The sequence below is a fragment of the Bradyrhizobium sp. Rc3b genome (genome assembly GCF_900114915.1).
GTDB lineage: Bacteria > Pseudomonadota > Alphaproteobacteria > Rhizobiales > Xanthobacteraceae > Bradyrhizobium.
This window is the reverse complement of sequence record NZ_FOUS01000002.1, coordinates 424,589-449,045: the sequence shown is the minus strand read 5'-3', so window position 1 is coordinate 449,045 and position 24,457 is coordinate 424,589. Positions and strand designations below refer to the sequence as shown.

Genomic DNA, 24,457 nt, shown 5'->3' with positions numbered 1-24,457 from the left:
ATCGCAGCCGCGACAAGATTGTCGCGCGGCAGCGATGGCCAATATCAAGGCCTGATCGAAAAGTTCTCCGGCGGCCCCGGCTTTCGCAGCGGCTCGGCGAGGCGCGCGAACTCGCACAGCAGCGACCTCGTCTTCCGGGGATCGATGATCTCCTCGACCCAGAACTTTTCGGCCGAGCGGAACGGAGAGCGCAGCTTGTTGAGGCGCACCTCGATCTCCTTGAGCTTCTCCGCCTTGTCCTCGGCCGCGTGGATGTCGGCGCGATAGGCGGCCTCGATGCCGCCTTCGAGCGGCAGCGAGCCCCAATAGGCCGACGGCCAAGCGTAGCGGATCGAGAAGCGGTCGGCCGGCTGATGCACGACACCTGCAACACCAAACGCGTTGCGCAGGATCACGGTACACCAGGGCACGGTGGTCTGGTTCACCGCAGCCATGGCGCGAACGCCGTGGCGGATCGTGGCCGCCTTCTCGGCATCGAGACCGATCATGAAGCCCGGGCAATCCATGAGATAGACGACCGGCAGATGGAAGGTCTCGGCGAAGTCGACCCAGCGCACCACCTTCTGGCAGGCATCCGCGGTCCAGGAGCCGCCATAGTGAAAGCTGTCGCTGGCAAGCAGCAGCACCGCCCTGCCCTCCAGCCGCGCAAGGCCGACGATGACAGGCTTGCCGAAATTCTTGCCGATCTCGAAGAACGAGCCCTTGTCCACGACGGACTCGATAATGGGGCGCATCTTGTAGACCTGCTTGCGGTTGCGCGGCACCGCATTAATCAGCGCCTCTTCGCTCCGCTCCGGATTGTCGGTGCAGGGCAAGGTCGGCGGCAGCTCGTAGACCGACGACGGCAGATAAGACAGGAAACGCCGCGCGCAGGCAAAGGCCTCTTCTTCCGTGTCGACGGCATGATCGACCGCGCCGGCGCGGGTCTGGATGTCGGCGCCGCCGAGCTCCTCCTTCGAGAGGTCCTGCCCCAGCGCCTTCACCACCGGCGGCCCCGCGACGAACATCGCGGACTTCCGGGTCATGATGGAATAGTGGCTGGCGGCAAGGCGGGCGGCGCCAAGGCCTGCGACCGAGCCGAGGCCGAGTGCGACCACCGGCACGCGCGACAAATTCTCCGTCGTGAACCGATACCAGCGCGTGCCGCCGATGCCTCCAGGCAGATTCGCCGCGCCCTTGGTCTCGATGGTCTTGACCGAGCCGCCGCCGCCGGAGCCTTCGATGATGCGGACGATGGGCAGACGGAAATCGTGCGCCATCTCCTCCGCCATCAACGGCTTTGCCGAGATCGACGCATCAGCCGAACCGCCGCGCACCGTGAAATCATCGCCAACCACGACCACGGTGCGGCCGTCGACGCGCGCACGGCCGAACACGCAATTCGCCGGCGTGAGCTTTTTCAAATCGCCGCTGGAATCGTACTCTCCGATGCCGGAGACGGCACCGATCTCGTGAAAGCTGCCTTTGTCGATCAGCTTGTCGATACGCTCCCGAACAGTCAGCCGGCCCTGGTCATGCTGTCGCTTGACCTTGTCAACGCCGCCCATCTCCCGCGCGAAGGCTTCGCGCCGGGCGAGCTCGTCGAGTTCCGGCTTCCAGTTCATTCACTCCCTCCGAATGGATCGGCTTGTTATTGTTATGCACGGCCATTGCGACCGGTTTACGCGGGATACGGTTGGCGAAGGCGTCGCCCTCGGAGCCTTCCATCAGGCTGCCGAGCGAGCGACCGAGCGTAAGCATCAGCGGCGCGACTTCGTCATGCAGACGCTGCTCGTCATACATCGCCGAGAGCAGGCCGATCGTGATGACCACGAAGGTCTGGTACTGCGGCGACCAGATCGGCACCGCGAGGCCGTTGATGTGCGGACTCCACAAGCCGCAGGCCACGACATAGCCGCGCTCTCGCAACATCTGCCGGTTGGCCTCGATGCGGGGCTTCAGGATCTTCGCGGCCTCGGGCGCCTCCCGTTCGAAGTCCGCGATGAAGGCATCGCCGATCTCCGGCGCGAGCGCTGCGGTGTAGGCCGCGCCCGCGGCGGTCGAGGCCATCGAGATGCGACTGCCGGTGCCCTCATGCAGGCCCAGCGCAGAGGGCGAGCGTGCGAACTGGAGATAGACCAGATGAAAGCGGTCGGGCACGACGAACCCCACCGTGCCCGGCAGCTGCTCGGCGACTTCCTGGAGCCGCTGGCGGATCATGCTGCGCAGCTGCGCGCCCTTCATCATCGAAGCGCTCATCGCAACCGCGCTCGGGCCGATGCGATATTTCTGATCGCGCGGCAGATAGACGAGCTGGCCCATCCGCGTCAGCGTATGCGTGAGCCGCGACACCGTCGAGCGCGGCAAGCCGCAGCGATTTGAAATCTCGAGATTGCCGAGCCTTGCCTCGTGGCCCTCGAAGCATCGCAACACGTCGAACGCGCGCGAGACCACCTGGATGACATCACCCTCACCGGCATCGCCAGCGAGCACGCCTTGCCTACTCAACCGCTCCGATCGTCGTCCCATGTGTTCCCTACCGTTGTTCCGCTCTGCGGAATTAAATTCCACTTGCAGACGACGCTACCTCAGGCATTTTGCGACGACAACAAAAAGGGATGGCATGCCAGAAATTAAGATCGTCACGGAGGTCGCCGGGCGCGTCTGCGCAACTCCCGTGCAAGTTGGAGGAACCATTGCGGATGGCGATGAAATTGTAATCGTCGAAGCCATGAAGATGGAAATACCGGTGCTCTCGCCTGCAAGCGGCACGATCACATCGCTTCTCGTCAAGCTCGACGACGTCGTTGCGGAGGGACAGGCGGTCGCGATTGTCGCGTGCTGACAGCGTTATCCGTCGCTTCCGCGGCAATCTGTCAGTTGTGTTCCCGCATGCGCGGTACGGCGTTGCCATCGCCTGACGCGGGTGACATGATCCATCGCAAACAAAACTCTGTTTCAAACAAAGAACGAAAATCTTCGCGGCAAACGCGAAAGATCATTGGAGGGAAACATGCTTCGTGGGCTGCTCGTGCTCGCGCCTGCCTTGGTGGCGGGCATCTCTTTTGCGTCTACACGCTATTCGTTCGCCGAAGACATCAAGCTGCCGGCGACTTTGACGTTTACCGCCTATGACACCGGAACCGCCGGCTTCAACATCGCGGTCGGCGTCGGCAAGATGATGAAGGACAAATACGGCACCGACGTGCGCGTGCTGCCCGCAGGCAACGACGTTGCCCGTCTCGCGCCGCTGCGCGCCAAGCGCGCGGCATCCTCGGCGATGGGATCCGGCACCTACTTCGCGCAGGAAGGCATGTTCGAGTTCGGCGCGAAGGAATGGGGTCCGCAGCTGCTTCAGATCCTGCTTTCGAGCGTCGACTGCAATTGCGGATCGCTCGGCGTCGCCGCCGACACCGGCGTGAAGGAGCTGAAGGACCTCAAGGGCAAGCGTGTCGGCTTCGTGGTCGGCTCACCCGCGCTGAACCAGAACTCGCTCGCCGTGCTCGCCTTCGCCGGGCTGACGCAAAAAGACATCAAGGCCGTCGAATTCGCAAGCTACGGCGCGATGTGGAAAGGGCTGATCAACAACGACGTCGATGCCGCATTCGGCACCACCATCACCGGCCCCGCCAAGGAAGCCGAGACCTCGCCGCGCGGCCTGATCTGGCCGCCGCTGCCTGCCAAGGACAAGGAAGGCTGGGCGCGAATGCAGAAGGTCGGATCGTTCTTCTTCCCACAAGTGGCGACCTGCGGGGCCGGCATCTCGCCGGACAAGCCGGTCGAGCTCGGCAACTACCCCTACCCGATCTTCGTCGCCTATGCCTCGCAGCCGGCCGACCAGGTCTATGCGATCACCAAGGCGATGATCACGAACTACGACGCTTACAAGGATTCGGCGCCCGGTGCCGGCGGGCTCGCGGCCGACCGCCAGACCAAGAACTGGGTGGTGCCGGTGCATCCTGGCTCGGTGAAGGCGTTGAAGGAAGTCGGACAGTGGAGCGACGCGCAGGAGGTGCACAACAACAAGCTGATCAAGCGGCAGGAGGTGCTGGCAGCCGCGTGGGCCGATTACGGCAAGTCCAACCCGCCGTCGGACGACAAGGCGTTCCTCGACGGCTGGATGAAGGCTCGCGCAACAGCACTTGCGAAAGCCGACATGCCGAACGGGTTCGAGGATTGAAGCGCGATGTTGTTGGGCTTGATGGCCGCCGCGCGAGAAGTGCGCTCCCTTTCCCGCTTGCGGGAGAGGGTTGGGGGAGAGGGCATCTCCGCAGTGGGATTCCCCCAGAGGAGACAGCCCTCACCCGGCGCTACGCGCCGACCTCTCCCGCAAGCGGGAAAGGTTGAGGAGCCCGCGGCTTGATCGATTCAACCAACGGCCATTCGCTTAGTTAGTTACCAGCCCACGCGCGGGGTCGACGATGTCTTCTGTTTCCACCTCCACTGCCCCGCAAGACGAGACCAAGCGGATCGTGTTCGACGATCCCCATGGCGCGGCCGGCAACATGCAGGAGGCCGAAGTCACGCGCGTGCGCACCTTGCGCGGCGTCTGGCGCTGGACGCTGGTCGCAGCGACCGCGGCAACGATCCTGCTCTGCATCAACCAGCAGTTCTCGCTGCGCTTCTTCATCGGCTACACCCAGCTCAACACGGAGTATTTCTATCTCCTGATCGCGTTGATGCTTCCCTTCACCTTCCTGATCTTTCCCGGCACCGAGCGCGCCCCGCTCGACCGGATCCCCTGGTACGACCTCGTCTTGTTCGTCGCGACTTTCGCCGCAGCGCTGCTGCTGATGTCGAACGTGCGCAAGGCGGCGGAGGCCGGCTGGGAGTTCGGCGGCGCGCCGAACAACGTGATCGCGGCGGGCCTCGTGATGTGGGCGATGCTGATGGAGGCACTGCGCCGCACCGGCGGCTGGAGCCTGCTGTTGAGCGTGCTTCCCTTCACCGTCTATCCGCTGTTCGCCGAATCCAGCTGGCTCGGCCCGTTCCGCGGCACGCAATCGACGCTGGAGCAGGCGACCGCCTATCACGTGCTGTCGGGCGAGAGCCTGCTCGGTATTCCGATCCAGGCCTTCGCCGACACCGTGATCGGCTTCCTCGTGTTCGGCACCGCGCTGATGATGACCGGCGCCGGAAAATTCTTCATAAACCTTGCCTTCGCGCTGTGCGGCACCTTCCGCGGCGGCGCGGCCAAGGTCTGCATCTTCGCCAGCGGCTTGCTCGGCATGATGTCGGGCTCGATCATCTCCAACGTGCTGACCGCCGGCACCATGACCATCCCCGTGATGAAGAAGAGCGGCTTCCGCGCCTCCTATGCCGGCGCGATCGAAGCCTGCGCCTCGACAGGTGCGGTGCTGGCGCCGCCGGTGATGGGCGCGACCGCGTTCGTGATCGCGCAGTTCCTCAATGTAAGCTACGCCGACGTCGCCCTCGCCGCGATCATTCCGGCTGTGCTCTACTACATCGGCCTGTTCATGCAGGTCGACGCCTATGCTGCCCGCCACAAGCTGAAAGGCATCCCACGCGCCGAGCTGCCGCGCATCATGGATACGATCAAGGACGGCTGGTATTACGTCTTCGTGATCGCGCTCTTGATCGTGATGCTGCTCTACTTCAAGCGCGAAAGCCATGCGCCGTTCTACGCGACCGCGCTGCTGCTCGTGCTCAACCAGTTCTTCTCCAAGGACACGCGCTGGACCTTTGCGACGATCGGCAAATTCCTCGAGGTCAACGGCCGCACCTTCGTCGAGCTGGTCGGCATCCTCGCCGGCTGCGGTCTCCTGATCGGCGCGTTCTCGATGACCGGCGTGGTGTCGAGCCTCGCCAACGACCTCCTGCATATTGCCGGAGACAATCCCTTCCTGCTGCTCGGCATGTGTGCGCTCACCAGCCTGATCCTCGGCCTCGGGCTGACGACGACGGCCTGCTACATCTTCCTCGCCATCCTGGTCGCGCCAGCGCTGGAGAAGCTCGGGCTGAACAAGATGGCCGTGCATATGTTCATCTTCTATTGGGGCATGCTGTCCTCGATCACCCCGCCGGTCGCGATCGCGTCCTTCGCGGCCGCAGGCATTGCCGGCTCGCCGGCGATGAAGACGGGCTGGGAGTCGATGTGGGTCGGCAGCATCATCTATTTCATCCCGTTCTTCTTCGTGCTCAATCCGGCGCTGGTGCTGCAAGGGCCGAGCCCGTATCTCGCCGGTCTCGGCCTGATGGGACTTGCGGCGTTCGGCACGCTCTTCATCTGCGGCGGCATCCAGGGCTATCAGCCCTTCGTCGGTGACCTCCGCCGCGCCGGCGCGCTGGAATGGCCGATCCGCGTGCTTCTGGTGATCGGCGGCTTCGTGGTGGCGACACCGGGCGGCGGGATCATGCCGCTGTCGCAGATGCAGGTGGCGCTACTGGGCCTTGCCATCCTTGTGCCCACGGCTTTGCTCGCCCTGCTGCTGGTCCGGCGGCAGACCGTGGTTCCGAACGGGTTGCGCGAGCCCTGATTGCGTTGCACAAGAGAGGCGATGACCCCGCTCTCGCCTCTCGCCGCCGCCTGGACCCGCTCGAAGCCGCCCTTGCTGCGGTTTCTGGACAATTGCCTCAACGAATTCTCCGCCGAAACTTCGGGCAGCGTCGCCGACTACATTCCCGAGCTGAGCAAGGCTGATCCTGCCTATTTTGGCATCAGCCTCGCGACACTGGACGGCCACGTCTACGAGGTCGGCGACTCCAGGGTGCCCTTCACCATCCAGTCGATGTCAAAACCGTTCGTGTTCGCGCTGGCGCTGGACCTTCTGGGCGCAGGCCGGGTCGAGAGCGCGATCGGCGTCGAACCGTCGGGCGATCCCTTCAACTCGATCCGGCTTAATTCCGAGAACCACCCGTTCAACCCGATGGTCAATGCCGGCGCGATCGCCTGCACCGGGCTGATTTACGACAGCAAGGGCGCAGATGCCTTCGAGCAAATTCGGCTCGCGCTGAGCCGCTTCGCGGGCCGCGATCTCGCCGTGGACGAGGCCGTCTACGGCTCGGAGAGCCAGACCGGCGACCGCAACCGCGCGATCGGTTATCTGCTCAAGACCAACGCGGTGATCTCCGACAACGTTGCAGCCGTGCTCGACGTCTATTTCCGGCAATGCGCCGTGCTGGTCACCGCACGCGACATCGCGGTGATGGCGGCGACACTTGCCAATCGCGGCGTCAATCCGGTCACGGGCGAGCAGGTGCTGACGCCTTACGCCATCTCGCGCACGCTCTCGGTGATGACCTCGTCGGGCATGTACGACTATGCCGGCGAATGGATCTACCGGATCGGCATTCCCGCCAAGAGCGGCGTCGGAGGCGGCATCCTCGCCGCGCTCCCCGCCCGCCTCGGGCTCGGCAGCTATTCGCCGAAGCTCGACAAGCACGGCAACAGCGTGCGCGGCATCAAGGTCTGCGAGGCGCTGTCCTCGCACTACGATCTGCACATGCTCAACCGCAGCGACGATGCCCGCAACGCCGTCATCGCCGATTACGATATCGGCAAGAGCCCGTCACGCCGCGTGCGCCGGCCGCAGGAGCGCGAGATTCTCGCCGCGCATGAGCAGGAGGTGCGGATCATCGAGCTGGTCGGCACGCTGTCGCTGTCCGCGGTCGACTACGTCTCCCGGCGGCTCGCTGCCCGGCCCCGCCCCCAATTCGTGATCTTCGATCTGCATCGCGTCACCTCCACCACGCGCGCCGGCGCGCGGCTGGTCGCCGAAGCGTTCGAGGAGCTCGCCGCTCTGAATGTCACGGTGGTGCTGTCGGGCGTCAGGCGCGCATCCAGGGAGTGGGACACGTTGCGGGAATGGACGGCCGAGCTGAAGAACGTCCGCGACTTCTACCTGCTCGACACCGCGATCGAATGGGCCGAAGATCAGATCGTCTACCGCTACGGCGGCTCGATCGACTTTCATGAGACCACCGAGCTTGCCGAGCAGCCGCTGCTCGAGGGCCTCGGCGAGGACGAGCTGGCGGATCTCGCCTCGATCTGCACCATCCGCACCTATCAGTCCGGCGCGAAGATTCTCACCACCGGCGATCGCGCCGATTCCCTGTTCTTCCTGCGCAGCGGCGCCGTGCACGTCACGCTACCCGACGGCGTGCGGCTCGCGACGCTGACCGCGGGCATGGCGTTCGGCGAGATGGCACTGCTGGAGTCCACGCGCTCGGCCGACGTCTTCGCCGACATGGCGGCGACCGCCTATGAGGCTCCGCTGCAGGAATTCGAACGCTTCCGCCAGCAGCACCCGCACGCCAGCGAGCGCATCATGCGCAATCTCGCCCAGCTCCTCGCCGATCGCCTGATCGTGGCGAACGCGAAGGTGGATATCTTGACGTCGACGTGAGCGAGCCTACCGGCTCGCCGCCTCGCTCAGCCGCCGCTTGATCTTTGCCGCGCTCCTTTCGAGCAGCTCGGACGGTTTCTGGCCGGTCGTCGCGCAGAGGCAGGCCCAGTAGTAGATGACGTCGCCGAGCTCATCGACGAGGCCCGCCTTGTCGAGCCAGTCATCGCGCAACAGCTTCTTGATGTGCTCGGCCACCTCGCCGGCCTCGCCCGCGAGGCCGAGACCGAGATAGGAGAGCCGCTCGTTGGACGGATGTTCATCGACTTTCGCAACGCTCGCGGCCCAGGCCGCATATTCATCGATCGTCATTGGCATCCCTCGCCGCGGTGCTTCGATCAGCCCACCACTTCGGTGACGGGCTGGAGATCGATCTCGAACGTCTCCAGGAATTTCGAGGTCATGATGTAGAAGCCGACCGAGAGCTGGAGCTCGACCAGCGCGGCCGGCGTCAGCTTCGCTGCGATCGCCTTGAAGGTCGCATCCGTCGGCTTCCTGAGCTTCACGATCTCGTCGGTGAAGGCGAGCGCGGCGCGCTGCACCTCGTTGAAGCACGTCGCCGCCTGCCAGTTTTCGAGCGCCTCGTTCTGCGCGTCGGTGACGCCGACATTCTTGCCGATCCGCTTGTGCGCGACGATCTCGTACGGCGCCTCGCACAAGATTCCGGTGCGGGTGATCGCAAGCTCGCGCACGACCGGATCGAGCTCGCCCTTGTGACGGATGGCGCCCCCCAAGCGGCAGTACTGCTCGAAATAGCTGGGCGAGTGCGCCATCATGCGGAAGATGTTGGCGTTGCGGTTCTTGTCGAGAATTTCGCGGGTGCGGTCGGATGCCTTGGACGGGTCGCTGTAGCTGATGCGGGCCATGATTTTCCTGAAGTTTTCCCTGATTTTTTGATGCTTTTTGTCGTCGTCCGCGCAAGTTCCCAAAGACTCTATTCGCGCGAGGACGCAGGAGCAACATTATCGAGTCAAATTGCCGCCGCATTGCTGATCGACCCTGACACAGTCGATATTTGCCGCGTGGGGACAAATCGCGGTGAGTACTCGCAAATGGGGTGTTCCGAGTAAAACAATTGGCCATCGGGTGCGCTAGCCGCACAACGATGAGTCACGCCCAAGTCTAGGGAGAAAAAGGCATGAAGGAAGCCACCAAGGGGGCGGCCTCGGGAGCGATCGCGCATATGCTGGCGGTGACGGCGATGCTCGTCATCGCCAGCATCTTGTTCTACGGGCGTTAGTTGGAGTTCTAGAGTTTTCGTCATTCCGGGGTGGCCCCTCGCACAGGCCAGGCCCAGAATACCCGTTCCAGGCTCGGTCCATGACCGCCCCCGAATGACGAATCCCGTTACATTTCCTTCGTGAAGAACGGCACGAGCTCCCCGGCGAACGGTTTGAAGCTCGCAACGACCGAGTCGCCGATGGCGAGTCCGTTGTCGCCATGCGCCATCATGCGAAAGCCCTCGGCGCAATCGACCAGCAGGATGTTGTAGGGCACGTGTGCGCGCGTCTCGGGCGTCGCGGCGCGGCAGACCAGCGAGGTGGCATAGACCCTGCCCTTGCCGCTGGCGCGCTGTTCGCGCGGATCCGATTCGCCACAAGCCGCGCAGAAGGCGCGGTGGAAGTACTGCACATGCCCGCATGAGTTGCAGGTCTGGTAGGTGATGGCCGCTTCGCCCTTGGTCCAGTCTGCCAGACGCCCACTCATCGCACTCGCTCCAGGAACATGCTCACATGCGACGACAGCACGCCGCCGTCGCCATGCAGCAGCGCAATCGAGGCGTCGCGCACCTGGCGGCTCGCCGCCCGCCCCGTCATCTGCAAATGCGCCTCGACCAGATGCGCCATGGCGCCGCCAACGCCGCAATGACCGTAGCTGAGCAGGCCGCCATGCGTGTTCAGCGGCATCGCGCCGTCGCGGCTGAAATGGCCTGATCGCACGCGGGCTGCGGCCTCACCGCGGCCGGCAAGGCCGAGGTCTTCCAGCAGCATCGCGAGCGTGATGGTAAAACTGTCGTAGATCGCGGCGTAGCGCACGTCGGAGATCGCAAGGCCCGTGGCCTTCTTGGCGCGGGCGATGGAGATCTCGGCGCCGAGTTCAATGAGCGCGGGCGCGGCCGTGACATGCTGATGGGTATGCGCCTGCGCGCAGCCGCGGATGCGCACGCCCGCCTCCCCGGTCCGCTCGCGGCAAATGACGAAGGCGGCGCCGCCGTCGGAGACCGGACAGCAGTCGAGCAGCTTGAGCGGCATCGCCACCGGCTTCGAGGCCATGACGTCGGCAACCGTGATGGGCTCGTGGAATTGCGCGCCGGGATGGGTGCAGGCGTGGCTGCGCATCAGCACGGCGAATTCGGCGAGATCCTCTTCGGTGACGCCGTATTCGTGCATGTACCTGTTGGCGACGAGGCCGTAATAGGCGGGAATGGTCGGCCCCAGCGGCACCTCGTAATCGGGATGGCCGACCTGCGCCAGCGCCTGGATCGAGGCATCGCGGCTCTGCCCGGTGAGGCGGTTCTCGCCGGCGACGACGAGCACATTGCGCGCGACGCCCGAGGTGACGAGGTGATGCGCCAGCATCGTCATCGCCAGCCCCGTGGCGCCGCCGACCTGCACGGCGTGGGCGTAAGACGGGCGAATGCCAAAGTGCTCGGCGAACACGGTCGCCAGCATGATGTGCGGCGAGACGGTGGAATAGCCGCAGAGGATGCCGTCGATGTCCGCACGCTTCAGCCCGGCATCGTCGAGCGCGGCTTGCGCGGCCTGGCTCATCAGGTCGAGCGAGGACGAGCCTTCATGTTTGCCGAAGGATGTGAGGCCGACGCCGGTGATGAAGCTCATGGTGCCTCCCCTACTCCGGCACCGACCGCGTAACACCGTCTCGCACCATGGCGGCGATCTCGTCGGCGGAGTATCCGATCCCGCGAAGAATCTCCGCGCCGTGCTCGTTGAGACGCGGGGCCAGCCGCACCGGCTCGGCCTCCGTCTCCGACCAGGTCGCCGTCACCTTCATGCTGCGGATCGGGCCCTCGGTCGGATGGGTCACGACGGGGAAGAAATTCGTCGCCTCCAGATGCTCGTCGTGCAGGATCGAGGCGAGGTCGTGCATCGGCATCACGGGGACATCGGCCTTGGTCAGCAGATCGATCCATTCGGCGGTCGTGCGCGTCTCGAAGATGCGCGCGAGCTCGGCATAGACGACATCGATATTGGCTGCACGGCCGGCGAAGGTCGCAAATCTGGGATCGGCGCGGAGGTCGTCGCGCGCGGTCGCCTTGAAGAAATTGTCCCACTGCTTGTCGTTGTAGACGATGACGCTGAGATAGCCGTCCGAGGTCTTGTACGGCCTGCGGTCGCGCGAGAGGTGGCGGGCATAGCCGCCCTTGTCGAGCGGCGGCTCATAGGTGAGACCGCCCATGTGATCGCCCATGACGAAGCCGGCCATGGTCTCGAACATCGGGATATCGACCCGCTGGCCGCGTCCGGTGCGGTCGCGATGCACGAGACTGGCGCAGATCGCGCCGACGGCGGTAAGGCCGACGATGCGGTCGACCAGCGCGTTCGGCACATAGCGCGGCACGCCGTCCCCGGTCTGCGCCATCAGCGCCGGCAGCGCGGTGGCGCCCTGGATCAGATCGTCATAGGCGGGCTTTGCGGCATACGGGCCATCCTGGCCAAAGCCGAACACGCCGGCATAGACGAGGCGCGGGTTGATTTTCGAGACGACGTCGTAGCCGAGCTGAAGCCGCGCCATCGCCTGCGGGCGGACGTTGTAGACGAGAACGTCGGCGTCCTTCAGCAGTCGCAACACGGCCTCGCGGCCCGCCGGCTTTTTCAGATCGAGGCAGATCGAGCGCTTGCTGCGGTTGGTGTTGAGGAACACCGGGCCCATGCCGGCGTGGCGCATCGGGCCGATCAGGCGGGTGACGTCGCCATCGAGCGATTCCACCTTGATGACGTCGGCGCCGTAATCGCCGAGCATCTGGGTCGCATAAGGCCCCATCAGCACGGTGGTCATGTCGATGACCTTGATGCCCTTTAGTGGCCCCATCATTGGCTCCCGATTGCGCGGGGGCCAGGCGCGGCCCCGCGATTTCGGTCCAGCTAAAGGCAGCAAAGCCGCGCGCACAAGGGCGGCCGGCGTATGGCCGCATGCGCCGTGCGGTGATATCGGCGGCTATTTCTTCTGGCGGGATTCGCGGATCTTGAGGAGCCGGTCGAGCTCTTCGTTCTGCTGGTTGATCCGGTCGGCGATGCGCGACTCGTTCTGCTCGCCTGAAGCGGCCGCGGCCTGCTCGATGAGCTGCCTTATATTGTCCTCGAGGATCGCAATCCGACCGTTGAGTGCGTCCATCGACAGCGAGTCTTCGTAGTCAGTGCTCATGATGCTCTTCCGCCAATCAATCAGGAGCCATAGGGTGGGCCAGGCGAAGCGGGCCCACCATGATCTAACGCAAGGAAGATGGTGGGCACGGCGCCTTCGCGCCTTTGCCCACCCTACGAGAGCCTACTTCAGCGGCTCCAGCACCGAGACGTAGTTGGCGACCGCGGCGCCGCCCATGTTGAAGATGCCGCCGAGCTTGGCGTTCTTGAGCTGCATGCCCTCGGGCGCCTGGCCTGCGAGCTGCATCGCGGTCATCACGTGCATGGAGACGCCGGTGGCGCCGATCGGATGGCCCTTGGCCTTGAGGCCGCCGGACGGATTGACCGGCAGCTTGCCGTCCTTCAGCGTCCAGCCTTCCTTGATGGCGCGGGCGCCCTGCCCCCGCGGCGTCAGGCCCATCGCTTCGTATTCGATCAGCTCGGCCACGGTGAAGCAGTCATGGGTCTCGACGAAGGAGAGATCGGACAGCGTGACCCCCGCCTTTTCCAGCGCACGCTGCCAGGCGACGGTGCAGCCCTCGAACTGGAGGATGTCGCGCTTGCTCATGGGCAGGAAATCCTGGGCGTGCGCGGTGGCGCGGAAGCCGATCGACTTGGCCATGCCCTTGGCGGTCTCGGCGTCGGCCAGCACCAGCGCGGCGGCGCCGTCGGAGACCAACGAGCAATCGGTGCGCTTCAGGGGGCCGGCGACGTAGGGGTTCTTCTCGCTCTCGGCGCGGCAGAAGTCGAAACCGAAATCCTTGCGCATCTGGGCGAAGGGATTAGCGACGCCGTTCTTGTGGTTCTTGGCCGCGATCAGCGCCAGAGCGTCGGACTGGTCGCCGTATTTCTGGAAATAGGAGCTGGCGATCTTGCCGAACACACCGGCAAAGCCGCCGACGGTGTCGCCGTCCTCGGGCAGGTAGGACGCCTTCAGCAGGTTCTTGCCGATCTCGGCGCCCGGGGTGCGGGTCATCTGCTCGACGCCGACGACCAGGACGATCTTGGCGGCGCCTGCGGCAATCGCGCGCAGGCCCTGGTGCACGGCGGCAGAACCGGTGGCGCAGGCGTTCTCGACACGGGTCGCCGGCTTGAAGCGCAGCTTCGGGTCGGCCTGGAGCACCAGCGAGGCGGTAAAATCCTGCGCCGAGAAGCCGGCGTTGAAATGGCCGAGCACGATCTCGTCGACATCGCCGGCCGAAATGCCGGCATCGGCCATCGCCTCATTGGCGACGCGGGTGACGAGGCTTTCGACGGTTTCGGTGTCGAACTTGCCGAACGGCGTATGCGCCCATCCGACGATGCTGGCGGTCATGGTCATGTCTCCCTGGGGTCTCTCTTCCTGAGCTAAGTCTTAGCGCAGGGATGGCAAGACTTCACGCAGGTTTCAGGGCCTTGAGGGTGCGCTGGCAGATGGCAGTTATGCCGGCCCAGTTCCCGGCCCTGATCTCGGCCGTCGGGCACAGCCAGGAACCGCCGACCGCGACCACGTTGGGCTCGGCGAGCCAGCTCGCCGCGTTGGCCTCACCGATGCCGCCGGTCGGGCAGAACCGCACGTTCGGGAACGGTCCGCCGAGCGAACGCAGGCCCTTGATGCCGCCGGCCTGCTCGGCCGGGAAGAATTTTGCGACGTCGAGGCCGTGCGACAGCGCCAGCATCAGCTCGGACGCCGTGGCGATGCCCGGCGCGAACGGCAGGGAGCTGTGGGCGGCGGCCTTCAGGAGATCGGGGGTCAGGCCGGGGCTGATGCCGAAGGCGACGCCGAGCTTCTCGACACGGGTGAAGTCGGCCGGATTGAGGATCGTGCCGATGCCGACGACCGCCTCCGGGACTTCGGCCATCATCGCCCTCGCCGCCTCGATCGCAACCGGGGTGCGCATGGTCACCTCCAGCGTGCGGACGCCGCCGGCAACCAGCGCGCGCGCCAGCGGCACGGCATCCTGGATGCGCTCGATGGTGAGCACGGGAATGACGGTCGCTGCCTTGAACAGCGCGGCGAGATGGTTCTGTTGGGCAGTCGTGGTCATAGGTCTCGATCTTTACTTGGTCGCTTCTACTTGGTCGCCTGGCGGGAGGTCGCCGGCCGGTGTCGTTTCTTCGGCGGCATGGCATAGCCCGGAATAATGGCACCGGAATAGCAGATCACGAGGCTGGCGAGGCGATGCCCGGCCTGGGCGGCCTCGACCGGATCGGAACCGGCGAGCCGGGCCGCGATATAGGCCGCGGCAAAGCTGTCTCCGGCCGCCGTGGTGTCGACGACGGGCTTGGTCATCGGTTCGGCACGGACCTCGCTCGTTCCGCCGGGGAAGCGCAGCAGGCTCACGGGCTCGGCGAGCCGGAACACCAGCTCGGGCGTCGGGATACGTGCCATCAGCTGATCGTTGCTCTCGTCGGGATAGAGCGCGAGCAGATCCTCGGTGGAGGTCAGCACGATGTCGGCGGCGGTGAAAGCAGCCGCAAATACCTCGCGCGCGACGTCGCGGTCCGGCCACCCCCGCGCGCGAAAATTGGTGTCGAACACGAAGCGAGTGCCGAGCAGGCGTGCGCGCTTGATTGCCGCGAACAGCCGCTCGCGGCCGGGCGCATCGTAGATCGAGAGCGTGATCGCGGAGAGATAGACGATGTCGTAGCTCATCAGCGAGTTGAGGAGCTCATCGGTCTCTGGCAGGCTCATCAGCTGCCGCGCCGCCGCGCTGTCGCGCCAGTGAAAAAACTGACGCTCGCCCTTCGCATCCAACTGGATCATGTAGAGGCCGGGCAGCTTGCCGGCCAGCCGCATGACACGCCTCGTGCCGACATTCTCCGCGTTCCAGGCCGCGATCATCTCGTCGCTGAGGCCGTCATCGCCGAGCGCGGTGAAATAATCGACCTTGACCTCGAGCCGCGCCAGATAGACGGCGGTGTTGAGGGTGTCACCGCCGAAGCCGCGCGAATACAGCCCGCCGCCCTGCCCTTGCCCGGCAGACGCGCCGCCTTGCGCCTGCCTGAGCTCGACCATGCATTCGCCGATGCAAGCAACGCTCGCCATCACCAGGGCCCGCTCAGTCGGAGATCATGCGACGAAGTTGCCGCCGAGCTCGTCTTCGATGTGAATGCGGATGATGTCGTCGAAGGTCTTCTCGGCAGTGGTGAAGCCGAGCTCGAGCGACCGCTTCGCATTGAAATTGCGCGGCCAACCGCCGACGATGCCGACGATGAAGGGATCGGGCTCGCGCTTGATGCGCGCGGCGACCTTCTCGCCCGCAACCCGCTTCAGGGCGGCGATCTGCTCGCCGACCGTTGCCGAAAGTCCCGGCATGGTCAGATTGCGTCGCGGGCCCACCGCGGCAAGATCCATGGTGCCGGCATGGAGCAGGAAGCCGACGGCCGAGCGCGGCGTGGCGTGCCAGTGGCGGACGTCCTCGGACACCGGGAGGATCACGTCCTTGCCGGCCAGCGGCTCGCGCAGGATGCTGGAGAAGAAGCCTGATGCCGCCTTGTTGGGCAGGCCGGGCCGGATGCAGATGGTCGGCAGCCGGATGCCGATGCCGTCGAGGAAGCCGCGGCGCGAATAGTCGGCCAGCAGCAATTCGCCGATCGCCTTCTGAGCGCCGTAGCTGAGCAGCGGGGTGTGGAAGAACTCGTCGCCAATCGCATCCGGGAACGGCGCGCCGAACACCGCGATCGAGGACGTGAACACCACGCGCGGCTTGTAGCCGCCACCGACCAACCGAATGGCATCGAGCAGCATTCGCGTGCCATCGAGATTGATGCGGTAACCCTTGTCGAAATCGAGCTCGGCCTCGCCCGAGACGATCGCGGCGAGATGGAAGATCACGTCCGGGCGGCCGGCGATCAGCTTTTCGGCAGCGCCCGGCACCGCGAAATCGCCCGACACCGTCTCGACGGGAAAACCGGCCTTCTCCGGCTTCTTCGGCTCGACCACGTCATGCATGGTGAGCTTGGTGATGTCGCTCTTGCCCAGCCGGCCGTCACGCAACAGCCGTTCACACAATTTGCGGCCGACCATGCCGGCGGCGCCCAGAACCAGAACGTGCAAGAGCTTAACTCCTTGGTTATTGGCCCGAGCGCGCAGCCTCCGGCGCGCTCCCGTGGCAGACCCCGCGATTATTCCTTCACGGCGCCGGTCATCGCGGACACATAATGCTCCACGAAGAAGGCGTAAAGGATGACGAGCGGCAGCGAGCCGGCCAAGGCTCCGGCCATCAGCGAACCCCAGCGGTAGATGTCACCGTCCACGAACTCGTTGACGATCGCGACCGGCACCGTCTTGTTGCTGGTCGACTGCAGGAAGGTCAACGCGTAGATGAACTCGTTCCAGCACAGCGTGAAGCAGAAGATGAAGGCCGAGATCAGGCCGGGGATTGCGAGCGGCAGAACGATCTTGACCAGGATCTGCCAGCGGCTCGCCCCGTCGATCAGCGCGCATTCCTCGAGCTCGAACGGGATGGTCTTGAAATAGCCCATCAGCAGCCAGGTCGAGAACGGGATCAGGATGGTCGGATAGGTCAGGATCAACGCCAGCGGCGAGTCGAACAGCCCGTACTGGAACACGACGGTGGCGAGCGGGATGAACAGGATCGACGGCGGCACCAGATAAGCGAGGAAGATCAGCCCGCCGACGAGATTGGCGCCCTTGTAGCGCAAGCGCACGATGGCGTAGGCAGCCAACACCGACGCGATGATCGAAAGCACCGTCGCGCAGACGGCCACGTACATCGTGTTCCAGAGCCAGTACGGGTAGTAGCTCTCGAACAGCAGCTTGTGGAAATGCTTGAAGGTCGGATTCCAGGTCCAGAACGGGTTGTACCTGTCGAGATCGAGCAACTGCTCGTCCGGCTTCACCGAGGTCAGCGCCATCCAGTAGAACGGGAACAGCAGAACGATGACGATGATCGCGAGCGGCAGGTACAGCGTCACCATCCGGCGCGGCACCGACTGCAGATAGCTCATGCCCTCGCTGTGATCGTCCTTCGCCACCGTCGGAGAGGATCCCGATAGCACGGCCTTGAGATCAACGGACCTGGTGGGCAGATCAGTCATTGTTCTCTCCCTGCTGCCATTTCCTGCGCTGGAGGCCGAACCACGAGACCATGATTGCGGCGAGCAGGAACGGGATCATGGCGCTCGAGATCGCGGCGCCCTCGCCCAGCTGCCCGGCGATGATCGCGCGCTGGTAGGACAGCGTCGCCATCAGATGGGTGGCGTTGACCGGTCCGCCGCGCGTCATCGCCCAGATCAGCTGGAAGTCGGTGAAGGTGAACAGCACCGAGAAGGTCATCACGACGGCGATGATCGGCGTCAGCAGCGGATAGGTGATGAAGCGGAAATTCTGCCAGCGCGTGGCGCCGTCGAGCGTTGCGGCTTCATAGAGCGAGGGCGACACCGTCTGCAGGCCGGCCAGCAGCGTGATCGCGACGAACGGCACGCCGCGCCAGATATTGGCGAAGATCACGCAAATGCGTGCCCAGGTCGTGTCGCCGAGGAAGTTGATGTTCTGGTCGATCAGGCCGAGATGCCTCAGCGACCAGGAGATGATGGAGAATTGCGAATCGAAGATCCACCAGAACGCCAGCGCCGAGAGCACCGTCGGCACGATGAAGGGGATCAGGACCATCGCGCGCAGCATCGCCTTGAACGGCATGTTCTCGTTCAGCAGCAACGCGAGATAAAGCCCAATCGCGAATTTGAGGGCGCTGGCGATGAAGGTGTAGAGCAGCGTGTTGAACACCGACAGCCAGAAGATGGAATCGTCCCACAGCCACTCATAGTTCTCGGTGGCGACGAAATGCCCGACCCTGCCGATGCGGGTGTCGGTGAAGGACAACCAGATGCCTAGGCCCAGCGGATAAGCCAGGAAAAAGATCAGGAAGGCCATGGCCGGCACCATGAACCAGAAGCCGAGCCAGTTGCGATTGTGTTTGAGCTGGGTCCAGGCGCTGTCCTCGCTCATCTGAGGCTTGGCCCGGGGAATTGCGACATCAGCCATGCCCGATATCCCTGATCGAAATGTTGACGAGCGGGCGGCCGAATGGCCGCCCGCCCCGTGACGCTCAGCGGTAGATGCGCTTCAGCTGGCGCTCGGCTTCCGCCATCGCGCCCTTCGCATCCTTGGTGCCGGTGCAGTAGTTGGCGAACATGTCGACGACGATGAAGTCGGCGATGGCCGTCGCCGCCTTTTCGCCGACCGAACCGATACCGGCCGCCGGCAAAGTGCGCTTGGAGGCCTGCGAGAACACGGCATTCTTGGGATCCGCCGTCCAGATCGGCGCCGACTCATAAGCGTTCAAGGTCTGCGTCAGATAGCCCTGCGCGCCGTCCAGCCACTTCTCGTAGTTCTCCTTCTCCAGCATGAAGGCGACGAAGGCCTTCGCCGCATTCGGATATTTGGTGAAGTTGAAGGCGAGGATCGGCAGCGCAAGCTGCAGCTCGGTCGGCTTGCCCACCGGCCCGACCGGCCAGAGCGCGTGATAGGTGTCCTCGGCGAGCTCCTTCTTGCTCGCATCGGTCTTGGCGGCGACGTAGATCGAGATGCCGTTCGCCGTGCAATAGAGCTCGCCGGCGAGGAACGCCTTGTTGTTGGAGGAATCGTTCCAGGACGCGGTGCCCGGGATGAAGGCATCGTACAGCGACTTGCAATATTCAAGCGCCTTTGCCGTCTCCGGCGAATTGATGATGATCTTGTCGTTCTGGTCGACCGTGTAGGCGCCGTGGCCCCACAGCACCCAGTGCAGCCACGAATTGCCGTCGCCCGAGGCGTGCCCGAGAGCGAAGCCGGCCGGCGTGTTGTTCGCCTTCAGCGCCTTGCACATCTCGAGGAAGCTGGGGAAGTCCTTCGGGAATTCCTTGAACCCCGCCTTGTCGAGCGCCGACTTGCGGTACGTCATGTAACCGCCGTTGGTCGCGACGGGAATGCCGAGCCAGTCATTGCCTTGCTTGCAGGTCTTGGCGGCCGCATCGGTCCAGCCGCCGTACTTCTTGCCGAGATAATCGGCGACGTCGTTCATCTTCAGCACTTTGGTGGGGAACAGCTGCGGCAGCGTGTGCAGGCCCCAGGCGAGATCGAGCCCGGAGCCGGTATTGGCCGCAACCGAAGCCTTCGGCTGCACGTCCTCGAAGGATTCGCTGAACACGTTCATCTCGGTGCCGGTGGCAGCCTTGAACGCCGCGACCATTGCGTTGAACGCATCGTCCTCAGCCGGCACGAAGCGCTTCCACCGCATCACGGTCAGCTTGGCACCGGGCTCCGCCTTCCAGGGCGCGCTCTGCGCCCAGGCCTTGGCGAAATCGAACAGTGCCGGCCCGGTGAGCATGCCGGTCGCAGCCAGTGCCGTTCCGCCTTGAAGCAGAGTCCGGCGGGTAAAGTCTTGCATGTCGTCCTCCCTGTGATGCTTTTTATTGTCTTGACTTAAACTTACGCTACGCGTTCAGGCGCTTTCCCGTCGCCTCGTCGAACAGATGCACCAGTGACGGGTCCGGCTTCAGCCGGACCTTGTCGCCCGGGTTGAACTGGTGGCGTTCGCGGAAGACCGCGACGACCTGCTCGCCGCCGATCTTGGCAAACACCTGCGTCTCCGAGCCGGTCGGCTCGACCACGATGATCTCGGCTTCGGCGCCGTCGTCGGCAATGGTGAAATGCTCGGGCCGCACGCCATAGACCGCGGGACGGCCGTCGGACGCCGCGGGCGCGGTCTTGAGCGGCAGCTTGACACCGTTCGGTCCCTCGAAGGTCGCAACGCCGTTGACGCGCACATGCCCCTTCAGGAAGTTCATCGCGGGCGAGCCGATGAAGCCGGCAACGAACTGATTGTCGGGCTTGTCATAGAGCTCGAGCGGCGTGCCCATCTGCTCGACGATGCCGTCATGCATGACGACGATCTTGTCGGCCATGGTCATGGCTTCGATCTGGTCGTGGGTGACGTAGACGGTCGTCGTCTTCAGCCGCTGGTGCAGCTCCTTGATCTCGGTGCGCATGGCGACGCGCAGCTTGGCGTCGAGGTTGGACAAGGGCTCGTCGAACAGGAAGACTTGCGGGTCGCGCACGATGGCGCGGCCCATCGCGACGCGCTGCCGCTGGCCGCCGGAGAGCTGGCGCGGATAGCGATCGAGCAGCGGCGACAGCGCGAGGATCTCGGCGGCGCGCTTGACGCGCTTGTTGATCTCGTCGGCGCCCGCATTCCGCAGCTTCAGCGAGAAGCCCATGTTGTCGGCGACCGTCATGTGCGGATAGAGCGCGTAGTTCTGGAACACCATCGCAATGTCCCGCTCCTTGGGCTGGACATTGTTGACGACGCGGTCGCCGATCGAGATCGTGCCGGAGGTGATGTTCTCGAGACCGGCGAGCATGCGCAGAAGCGTCGACTTGCCGCAGCCGGAGGGGCCGACCAGAACGACGAACTGGCCGTCCTCAATCGGTACAGTCACGCCGTGCAGGACTTCAAAATTGCCGAACGATTTCCGCACGTCGCGGATTTGCACAGACGACATCTAGCTCCCTCCTCGAAAGTCCACGGCGCCTCGAGCGCCGCGACCGTCTTGTTTTTTCAGACTTCACCGAACTCGGCCCGATCTTAGCGGGCAACATTGTCGGCAGTTTGTGCGGTTTTGGCAATTTGTCTTTGGTTAGTCGTTGCTGGTAGCGCTGTCAACGTTCCTTTGTTTGCGGGACTGACTGTGTTAAGAGCAGCAAATGGGTCGAAAACGCACCAAGTCAGGCAAGATCCGGCTGGCGGAAGTCGCCGAGCTTGCCGGCGTCAGCCCGATTACGGCGTCCCGCTTCTTCCGTAATCCGGAGGCCCTCTCGGTTGCCAAGCGGACACGGGTCGAGAGCGCCGCCAAGGAGCTCGGCTATGTGCCGAACCTTGCGGCCCGCGCGCTGGCCTCGCAACGCACCGAGGTGATCGGTGTCTTGATCCCCTCCCTCACCAACAACGTGTTCTCGGACGTGCTGCGCGGCATCTACGACGCGTCCGAAGGCAGCCGTTACTCGATCCAGCTGTCCAACACGCGCTACAGCATCCTCCAGGAAGAGAAGCTGCTGCGACTGTTTCTGGCGCAGAAGCCGGCCGGGCTGATCGTCACCGGCATCGACCAGACCACGGAATCGCGCGCCATGCTGGAGGCCGCCGATTGCCCGATCGTGCAGATCATGGAGATCGGCCCCGACCCGGTCGACATGATGATCGGCTTTTCGCACTATGATGCAGCCCGCGCAGCGGTTGCGCACCTGTTCGAGCAGGGCCGCCGCAAGATCGGCTTCGTCGGTGCGCGCATGGACCCGCGGGTGCAGCGGCGGCTGGACGGATATGTCTCGGCGATGAAGGATGCCGCACTGTTCGAGCAGCGCCTCGTCGTCACCACGGCGACACCGACCTCCGTGACGCTGGGCGGCGCCCTGTTCACCGATCTCCTGGCGCGCGAGCCGAATCTCGATGCGGTGTTCTGTGCCAATGACGACCTTGCGCTCGGCGTGCTGTTCGAATGCCGGCGCCGGGAGATCGCTGTCCCCGAGCAGATCGCGATCGTCGGCTTCAACGACCTCGAATTCATGGCCTCCGCCGTCCCCACCCTTACCAGCGTGCGCACCAACCGCTACGAGATGGGCAAAACGGCCGCCACCATGCTGATCGAGGCGATCGACGGACGGCGCCCGGAGCAGCCGGTGCTCGATCTCGGCTTCCGGGTGATCGAGCGGCAAAGCTCGTCGCCGCGCCATTCAGACAGCCGGCCGACTGTCTCGGGCGTGGGCACGGCGAACAAAATGGTAGCGTTACCAAGTAGCCATGACTAGTATCGCATTTGTGAGGAAACGACCCGCCAGCGGGCCAGCGATCCGTCATTCGCGCCGTTGGGCATCGCACAAGCCGACACCCTAGGACGGACGCCAGTGCGTTTGCATTGCAGGAGAAACCAATGACAAAAAAACCGACCAATGGGCATGCGCCCGCCGGCAACGGCTCCCGACGCCACCTTCGCTCCCAGGAATGGTTCAACAACCCGCATAATCCGGGCATGACGGCGCTCTACATGGAGCGCTACCTCAATTACGGCCTCACCCGTGCCGAGCTGCAATCCGGCAAGCCGATCATCGGCATCGCCCAGACCGGCAACGACCTCTCTCCCTGCAACCGCCACCATATCGAGCTGGCCCACCGCGTCCGCGAGGGCATCCGCGAGGCCGGCGGCATCGCGATGGAATTCCCGACCCATCCGATCCAGGAGACCGGCAAGCGCCCGACCGCCGCGCTCGACCGCAACCTCGCCTATCTCGGCCTGGTCGAGATCCTCTACGGCTATCCGCTCGACGGCGTCGTGCTCACCACCGGCTGCGACAAGACCACGCCGGCCTGCATGATGGCGGCTGCGACCGTCAACCTGCCCGCGATCGTGCTGTCGGGCGGCCCGATGCTCAACGGCTGGCATGCCGGCGAACGCACCGGCTCGGGCACCATCGTCTGGAAGTCGCGCGAGCGGCTCGCCGCGGGCGAGATCGACTATGAAGAGTTCATGGAGATCGTGGCCTCGTCGGCACCCTCGGTCGGCCATTGCAACACCATGGGCACCGCCTCGACCATGAACGGTCTTGCCGAAGCGCTCGGCTTCTCGCTGCCGGGGTGCGCGGCGATCCCCGCCCCCTACCGCGAGCGCGGCCAGATCGCCTACGAAACCGGCAAGCGCGCCGTCGAGATGGTCTGGGAAGACCTCAAGCCCTCGGACATCCTGACCCGCAAGGCGTTCGAGAACTGCATCGTGATCAATTCGGCGATCGGCGGCTCGACCAACGCGCCGATCCACATCAACGCGCTGGCCCGCCACATCGGCGTCGAGCTCACCATCGAGGACTGGCAGAAGGTCGGCCACGACGTGCCGCTCCTGGTCAACATGCAGCCGGCCGGCTTCTATCTCGGCGAGGAATTCCACCGTGCCGGCGGCGTACCTGCGGTGGTGCGCGAGTTGATGAAGCACAAGCGCATCCATGAGGACGCCGTCACCGTCAACGGCCGCGGCATCGGCGAGAACTGCAAGGACGCGCCGGTCCCCGACAACGACGTGATCTGGGCTTACGACAAGCCGCTGGTGAAGGACGCCGGCTTCCTGGTGCTGAAGGGCAATCTGTTCGATTCCGCGATCATGAAGACCTCAGTGATCTCCAAGGAATTCCGCGATCGCTATCTCAGCAATCCGAAAGACCCCAACGCATTCGAGGGCCGCGCCATCGTGTTCGAGGGTCCGGAGGACTATCACGAGCGGATCGACGACGCCTCGCTCGATATCGACGAGCACTGCGTGTTGTTCATCCGCGGCACCGGGCCGATCGGCTATCCTGGTGGAGCCGAGGTCGTGAACATGCAGCCCCCGGCAGCGCTGATCAAACGCGGTATCCTGTCCCTGCCCTGCATCGGCGACGGCCGCCAGTCCGGCACCTCGGGCTCGCCCTCGATCCTGAACGCCTCGCCGGAAGCTGCCGCCAATGGCGGGCTTGCGGTCCTCAAGACCGGCGACAAGGTCCGCGTCGACCTCAACAAGGGCAGCGCCAACATCCTGATCTCGGACGAGGAGCTGAAGAAGCGTCACGCCGAGCTCAAGGCCAATGGCGGCTTCAAGCATCCGCAGAACCAGACGCCGTGGCAGGAGATCTATCGCAACACTGTCGGCCAGCAATCGACCGGCGCCTGCATGGAACTCGCCACACGCTACCAGAACGTCGCCGGCACGTTTGGTGTGGCGCGGGATAATCACTGAACTGGGCACCCG

General features: G+C 64.5%; 22 protein-coding genes. 6 read left to right on the top strand and 16 right to left on the bottom strand.

Translation table 11 applies throughout. The features are described from left to right. Positions 1-44: 44 nt before the first annotated feature. Both BM190_RS05620 and BM190_RS05615 read right to left on the bottom strand, forming a co-directional pair. Positions 45-1,604: an acyl-CoA carboxylase subunit beta gene (locus BM190_RS05620; protein WP_092252625.1), complete on the bottom strand. Its 1,560-nt coding sequence runs from the start codon at positions 1,602-1,604 to the stop codon at positions 45-47. Continuing rightward, positions 1,534-2,508: an IclR family transcriptional regulator gene (locus tag BM190_RS05615; protein ID WP_092252623.1), complete on the bottom strand. Its 975-nt coding sequence runs from the start codon at positions 2,506-2,508 to the stop codon at positions 1,534-1,536. The genes BM190_RS05620 and BM190_RS05615 overlap by 71 nt, the downstream gene beginning before the upstream one ends. A 94-nt stretch (positions 2,509-2,602) precedes the next feature. Between BM190_RS05615 and BM190_RS05610 the strand changes: the two genes are divergently transcribed. From BM190_RS05610 to glsA, 4 genes are all read left to right on the top strand, one after another. Then, positions 2,603-2,824 carry an acyl-CoA carboxylase biotin carboxyl carrier protein subunit gene (locus tag BM190_RS05610; protein ID WP_091954359.1) on the top strand — a complete coding sequence of 74 codons (222 nt, stop codon included), beginning with the start codon at positions 2,603-2,605 and terminating at the stop codon, positions 2,822-2,824. A gap of 168 nt (positions 2,825-2,992) precedes the next feature. After that, entirely contained in the window at positions 2,993-4,159 is a 1,167-nt protein-coding gene (locus BM190_RS05605; protein WP_092252621.1) for a TAXI family TRAP transporter solute-binding subunit, read from the top strand. Between the two features lie 241 nt (positions 4,160-4,400). After that, the gene (locus tag BM190_RS05595) at positions 4,401-6,476 is read left to right on the top strand and encodes a TRAP transporter permease (protein WP_092252619.1); all 2,076 of its coding nucleotides are present in this window, start codon (positions 4,401-4,403) and stop codon (positions 6,474-6,476) included. A 21-nt stretch (positions 6,477-6,497) separates the two neighbouring features. Next, positions 6,498-8,345 carry a glutaminase A gene (gene glsA / locus BM190_RS05590; RefSeq protein ID WP_092252617.1) on the top strand — a complete coding sequence of 616 codons (1,848 nt, stop codon included), beginning with the start codon at positions 6,498-6,500 and terminating at the stop codon, positions 8,343-8,345. Positions 8,346-8,351: 6 nt separating this feature from the next. On the opposite strand, the gene BM190_RS05585 is transcribed toward glsA, so the two are convergent. The 14 genes from BM190_RS05585 to BM190_RS05520 form a co-directional block, all read right to left on the bottom strand. After that, positions 8,352-8,654, bottom strand: coding sequence for a nucleoside triphosphate pyrophosphohydrolase family protein (locus BM190_RS05585; RefSeq protein ID WP_028145149.1), 303 nt, complete (start codon positions 8,652-8,654; stop codon positions 8,352-8,354). Between the two features lie 26 nt (positions 8,655-8,680). Then, a complete protein-coding gene (locus tag BM190_RS05580) occupies positions 8,681-9,208 on the bottom strand; it encodes a carboxymuconolactone decarboxylase family protein (protein ID WP_018319845.1) in 528 nt (175 codons plus the stop codon). A gap of 481 nt (positions 9,209-9,689) precedes the next feature. Beyond that, complete coding sequence (locus BM190_RS05575) at positions 9,690-10,049, bottom strand: Zn-ribbon domain-containing OB-fold protein (protein WP_092252614.1); 360 nt, start codon at positions 10,047-10,049, stop codon at positions 9,690-9,692. Further along, the gene (locus tag BM190_RS05570; protein ID WP_092252612.1) at positions 10,046-11,182 is read right to left on the bottom strand and encodes a thiolase family protein; all 1,137 of its coding nucleotides are present in this window, start codon (positions 11,180-11,182) and stop codon (positions 10,046-10,048) included. The genes BM190_RS05575 and BM190_RS05570 overlap by 4 nt, the downstream gene beginning before the upstream one ends. 10 nt (positions 11,183-11,192) lie before the next feature. Then, positions 11,193-12,392, bottom strand: a complete 1,200-nt coding sequence (locus BM190_RS05565; RefSeq protein WP_092253059.1) for a CaiB/BaiF CoA transferase family protein — start codon at positions 12,390-12,392, stop codon at positions 11,193-11,195. Positions 12,393-12,518: 126 nt separating this feature from the next. Next, a complete protein-coding gene (locus BM190_RS05560) occupies positions 12,519-12,725 on the bottom strand; it encodes a hypothetical protein (protein ID WP_018319840.1) in 207 nt (68 codons plus the stop codon). Positions 12,726-12,848: 123 nt separating this feature from the next. Further along, on the bottom strand, positions 12,849-14,018 hold the full coding sequence (locus tag BM190_RS05555) for an acetyl-CoA acetyltransferase (protein ID WP_092253057.1): 1,170 nt from the start codon (positions 14,016-14,018) through the stop codon (positions 12,849-12,851). A 61-nt stretch (positions 14,019-14,079) separates the two neighbouring features. Then, positions 14,080-14,730 carry a bifunctional 4-hydroxy-2-oxoglutarate aldolase/2-dehydro-3-deoxy-phosphogluconate aldolase gene (gene eda, locus BM190_RS05550; RefSeq protein ID WP_092252610.1) on the bottom strand — a complete coding sequence of 217 codons (651 nt, stop codon included), beginning with the start codon at positions 14,728-14,730 and terminating at the stop codon, positions 14,080-14,082. A gap of 26 nt (positions 14,731-14,756) precedes the next feature. After that, entirely contained in the window at positions 14,757-15,731 is a 975-nt protein-coding gene (locus tag BM190_RS05545) for a sugar kinase (protein ID WP_092252608.1), read from the bottom strand. A 24-nt stretch (positions 15,732-15,755) separates the two neighbouring features. Beyond that, a complete protein-coding gene (gene denD, locus BM190_RS05540) occupies positions 15,756-16,742 on the bottom strand; it encodes a D-erythronate dehydrogenase (protein ID WP_092252606.1) in 987 nt (328 codons plus the stop codon). Between the two features lie 68 nt (positions 16,743-16,810). Further along, positions 16,811-17,746, bottom strand: a complete 936-nt coding sequence (locus tag BM190_RS05535; protein ID WP_018319835.1) for a carbohydrate ABC transporter permease — start codon at positions 17,744-17,746, stop codon at positions 16,811-16,813. Beyond that, the gene (locus BM190_RS05530) at positions 17,739-18,656 is read right to left on the bottom strand and encodes a carbohydrate ABC transporter permease (protein ID WP_177236940.1); all 918 of its coding nucleotides are present in this window, start codon (positions 18,654-18,656) and stop codon (positions 17,739-17,741) included. Before BM190_RS05530 ends, BM190_RS05535 begins: the two co-directional genes overlap by 8 nt. Positions 18,657-18,756: 100 nt before the next feature. Further along, positions 18,757-20,076, bottom strand: coding sequence for an ABC transporter substrate-binding protein (locus BM190_RS05525; RefSeq protein WP_018319833.1), 1,320 nt, complete (start codon positions 20,074-20,076; stop codon positions 18,757-18,759). Between the two features lie 46 nt (positions 20,077-20,122). Beyond that, positions 20,123-21,190: an ABC transporter ATP-binding protein gene (locus tag BM190_RS05520; protein WP_091954325.1), complete on the bottom strand. Its 1,068-nt coding sequence runs from the start codon at positions 21,188-21,190 to the stop codon at positions 20,123-20,125. Positions 21,191-21,392: 202 nt separating this feature from the next. Here BM190_RS05520 and gntR point away from each other — a divergent pair, with 202 nt between their 5' ends. Together gntR and BM190_RS05510 are read left to right on the top strand one after the other, a co-directional pair. Beyond that, positions 21,393-22,493, top strand: coding sequence for an HTH-type transcriptional regulator GntR (gene gntR / locus BM190_RS05515; protein ID WP_092252602.1), 1,101 nt, complete (start codon positions 21,393-21,395; stop codon positions 22,491-22,493). 122 nt (positions 22,494-22,615) lie between these two features. Continuing rightward, the gene (locus BM190_RS05510) at positions 22,616-24,445 is read left to right on the top strand and encodes an IlvD/Edd family dehydratase (protein ID WP_018319830.1); all 1,830 of its coding nucleotides are present in this window, start codon (positions 22,616-22,618) and stop codon (positions 24,443-24,445) included. Positions 24,446-24,457 lie beyond the last annotated feature (12 nt).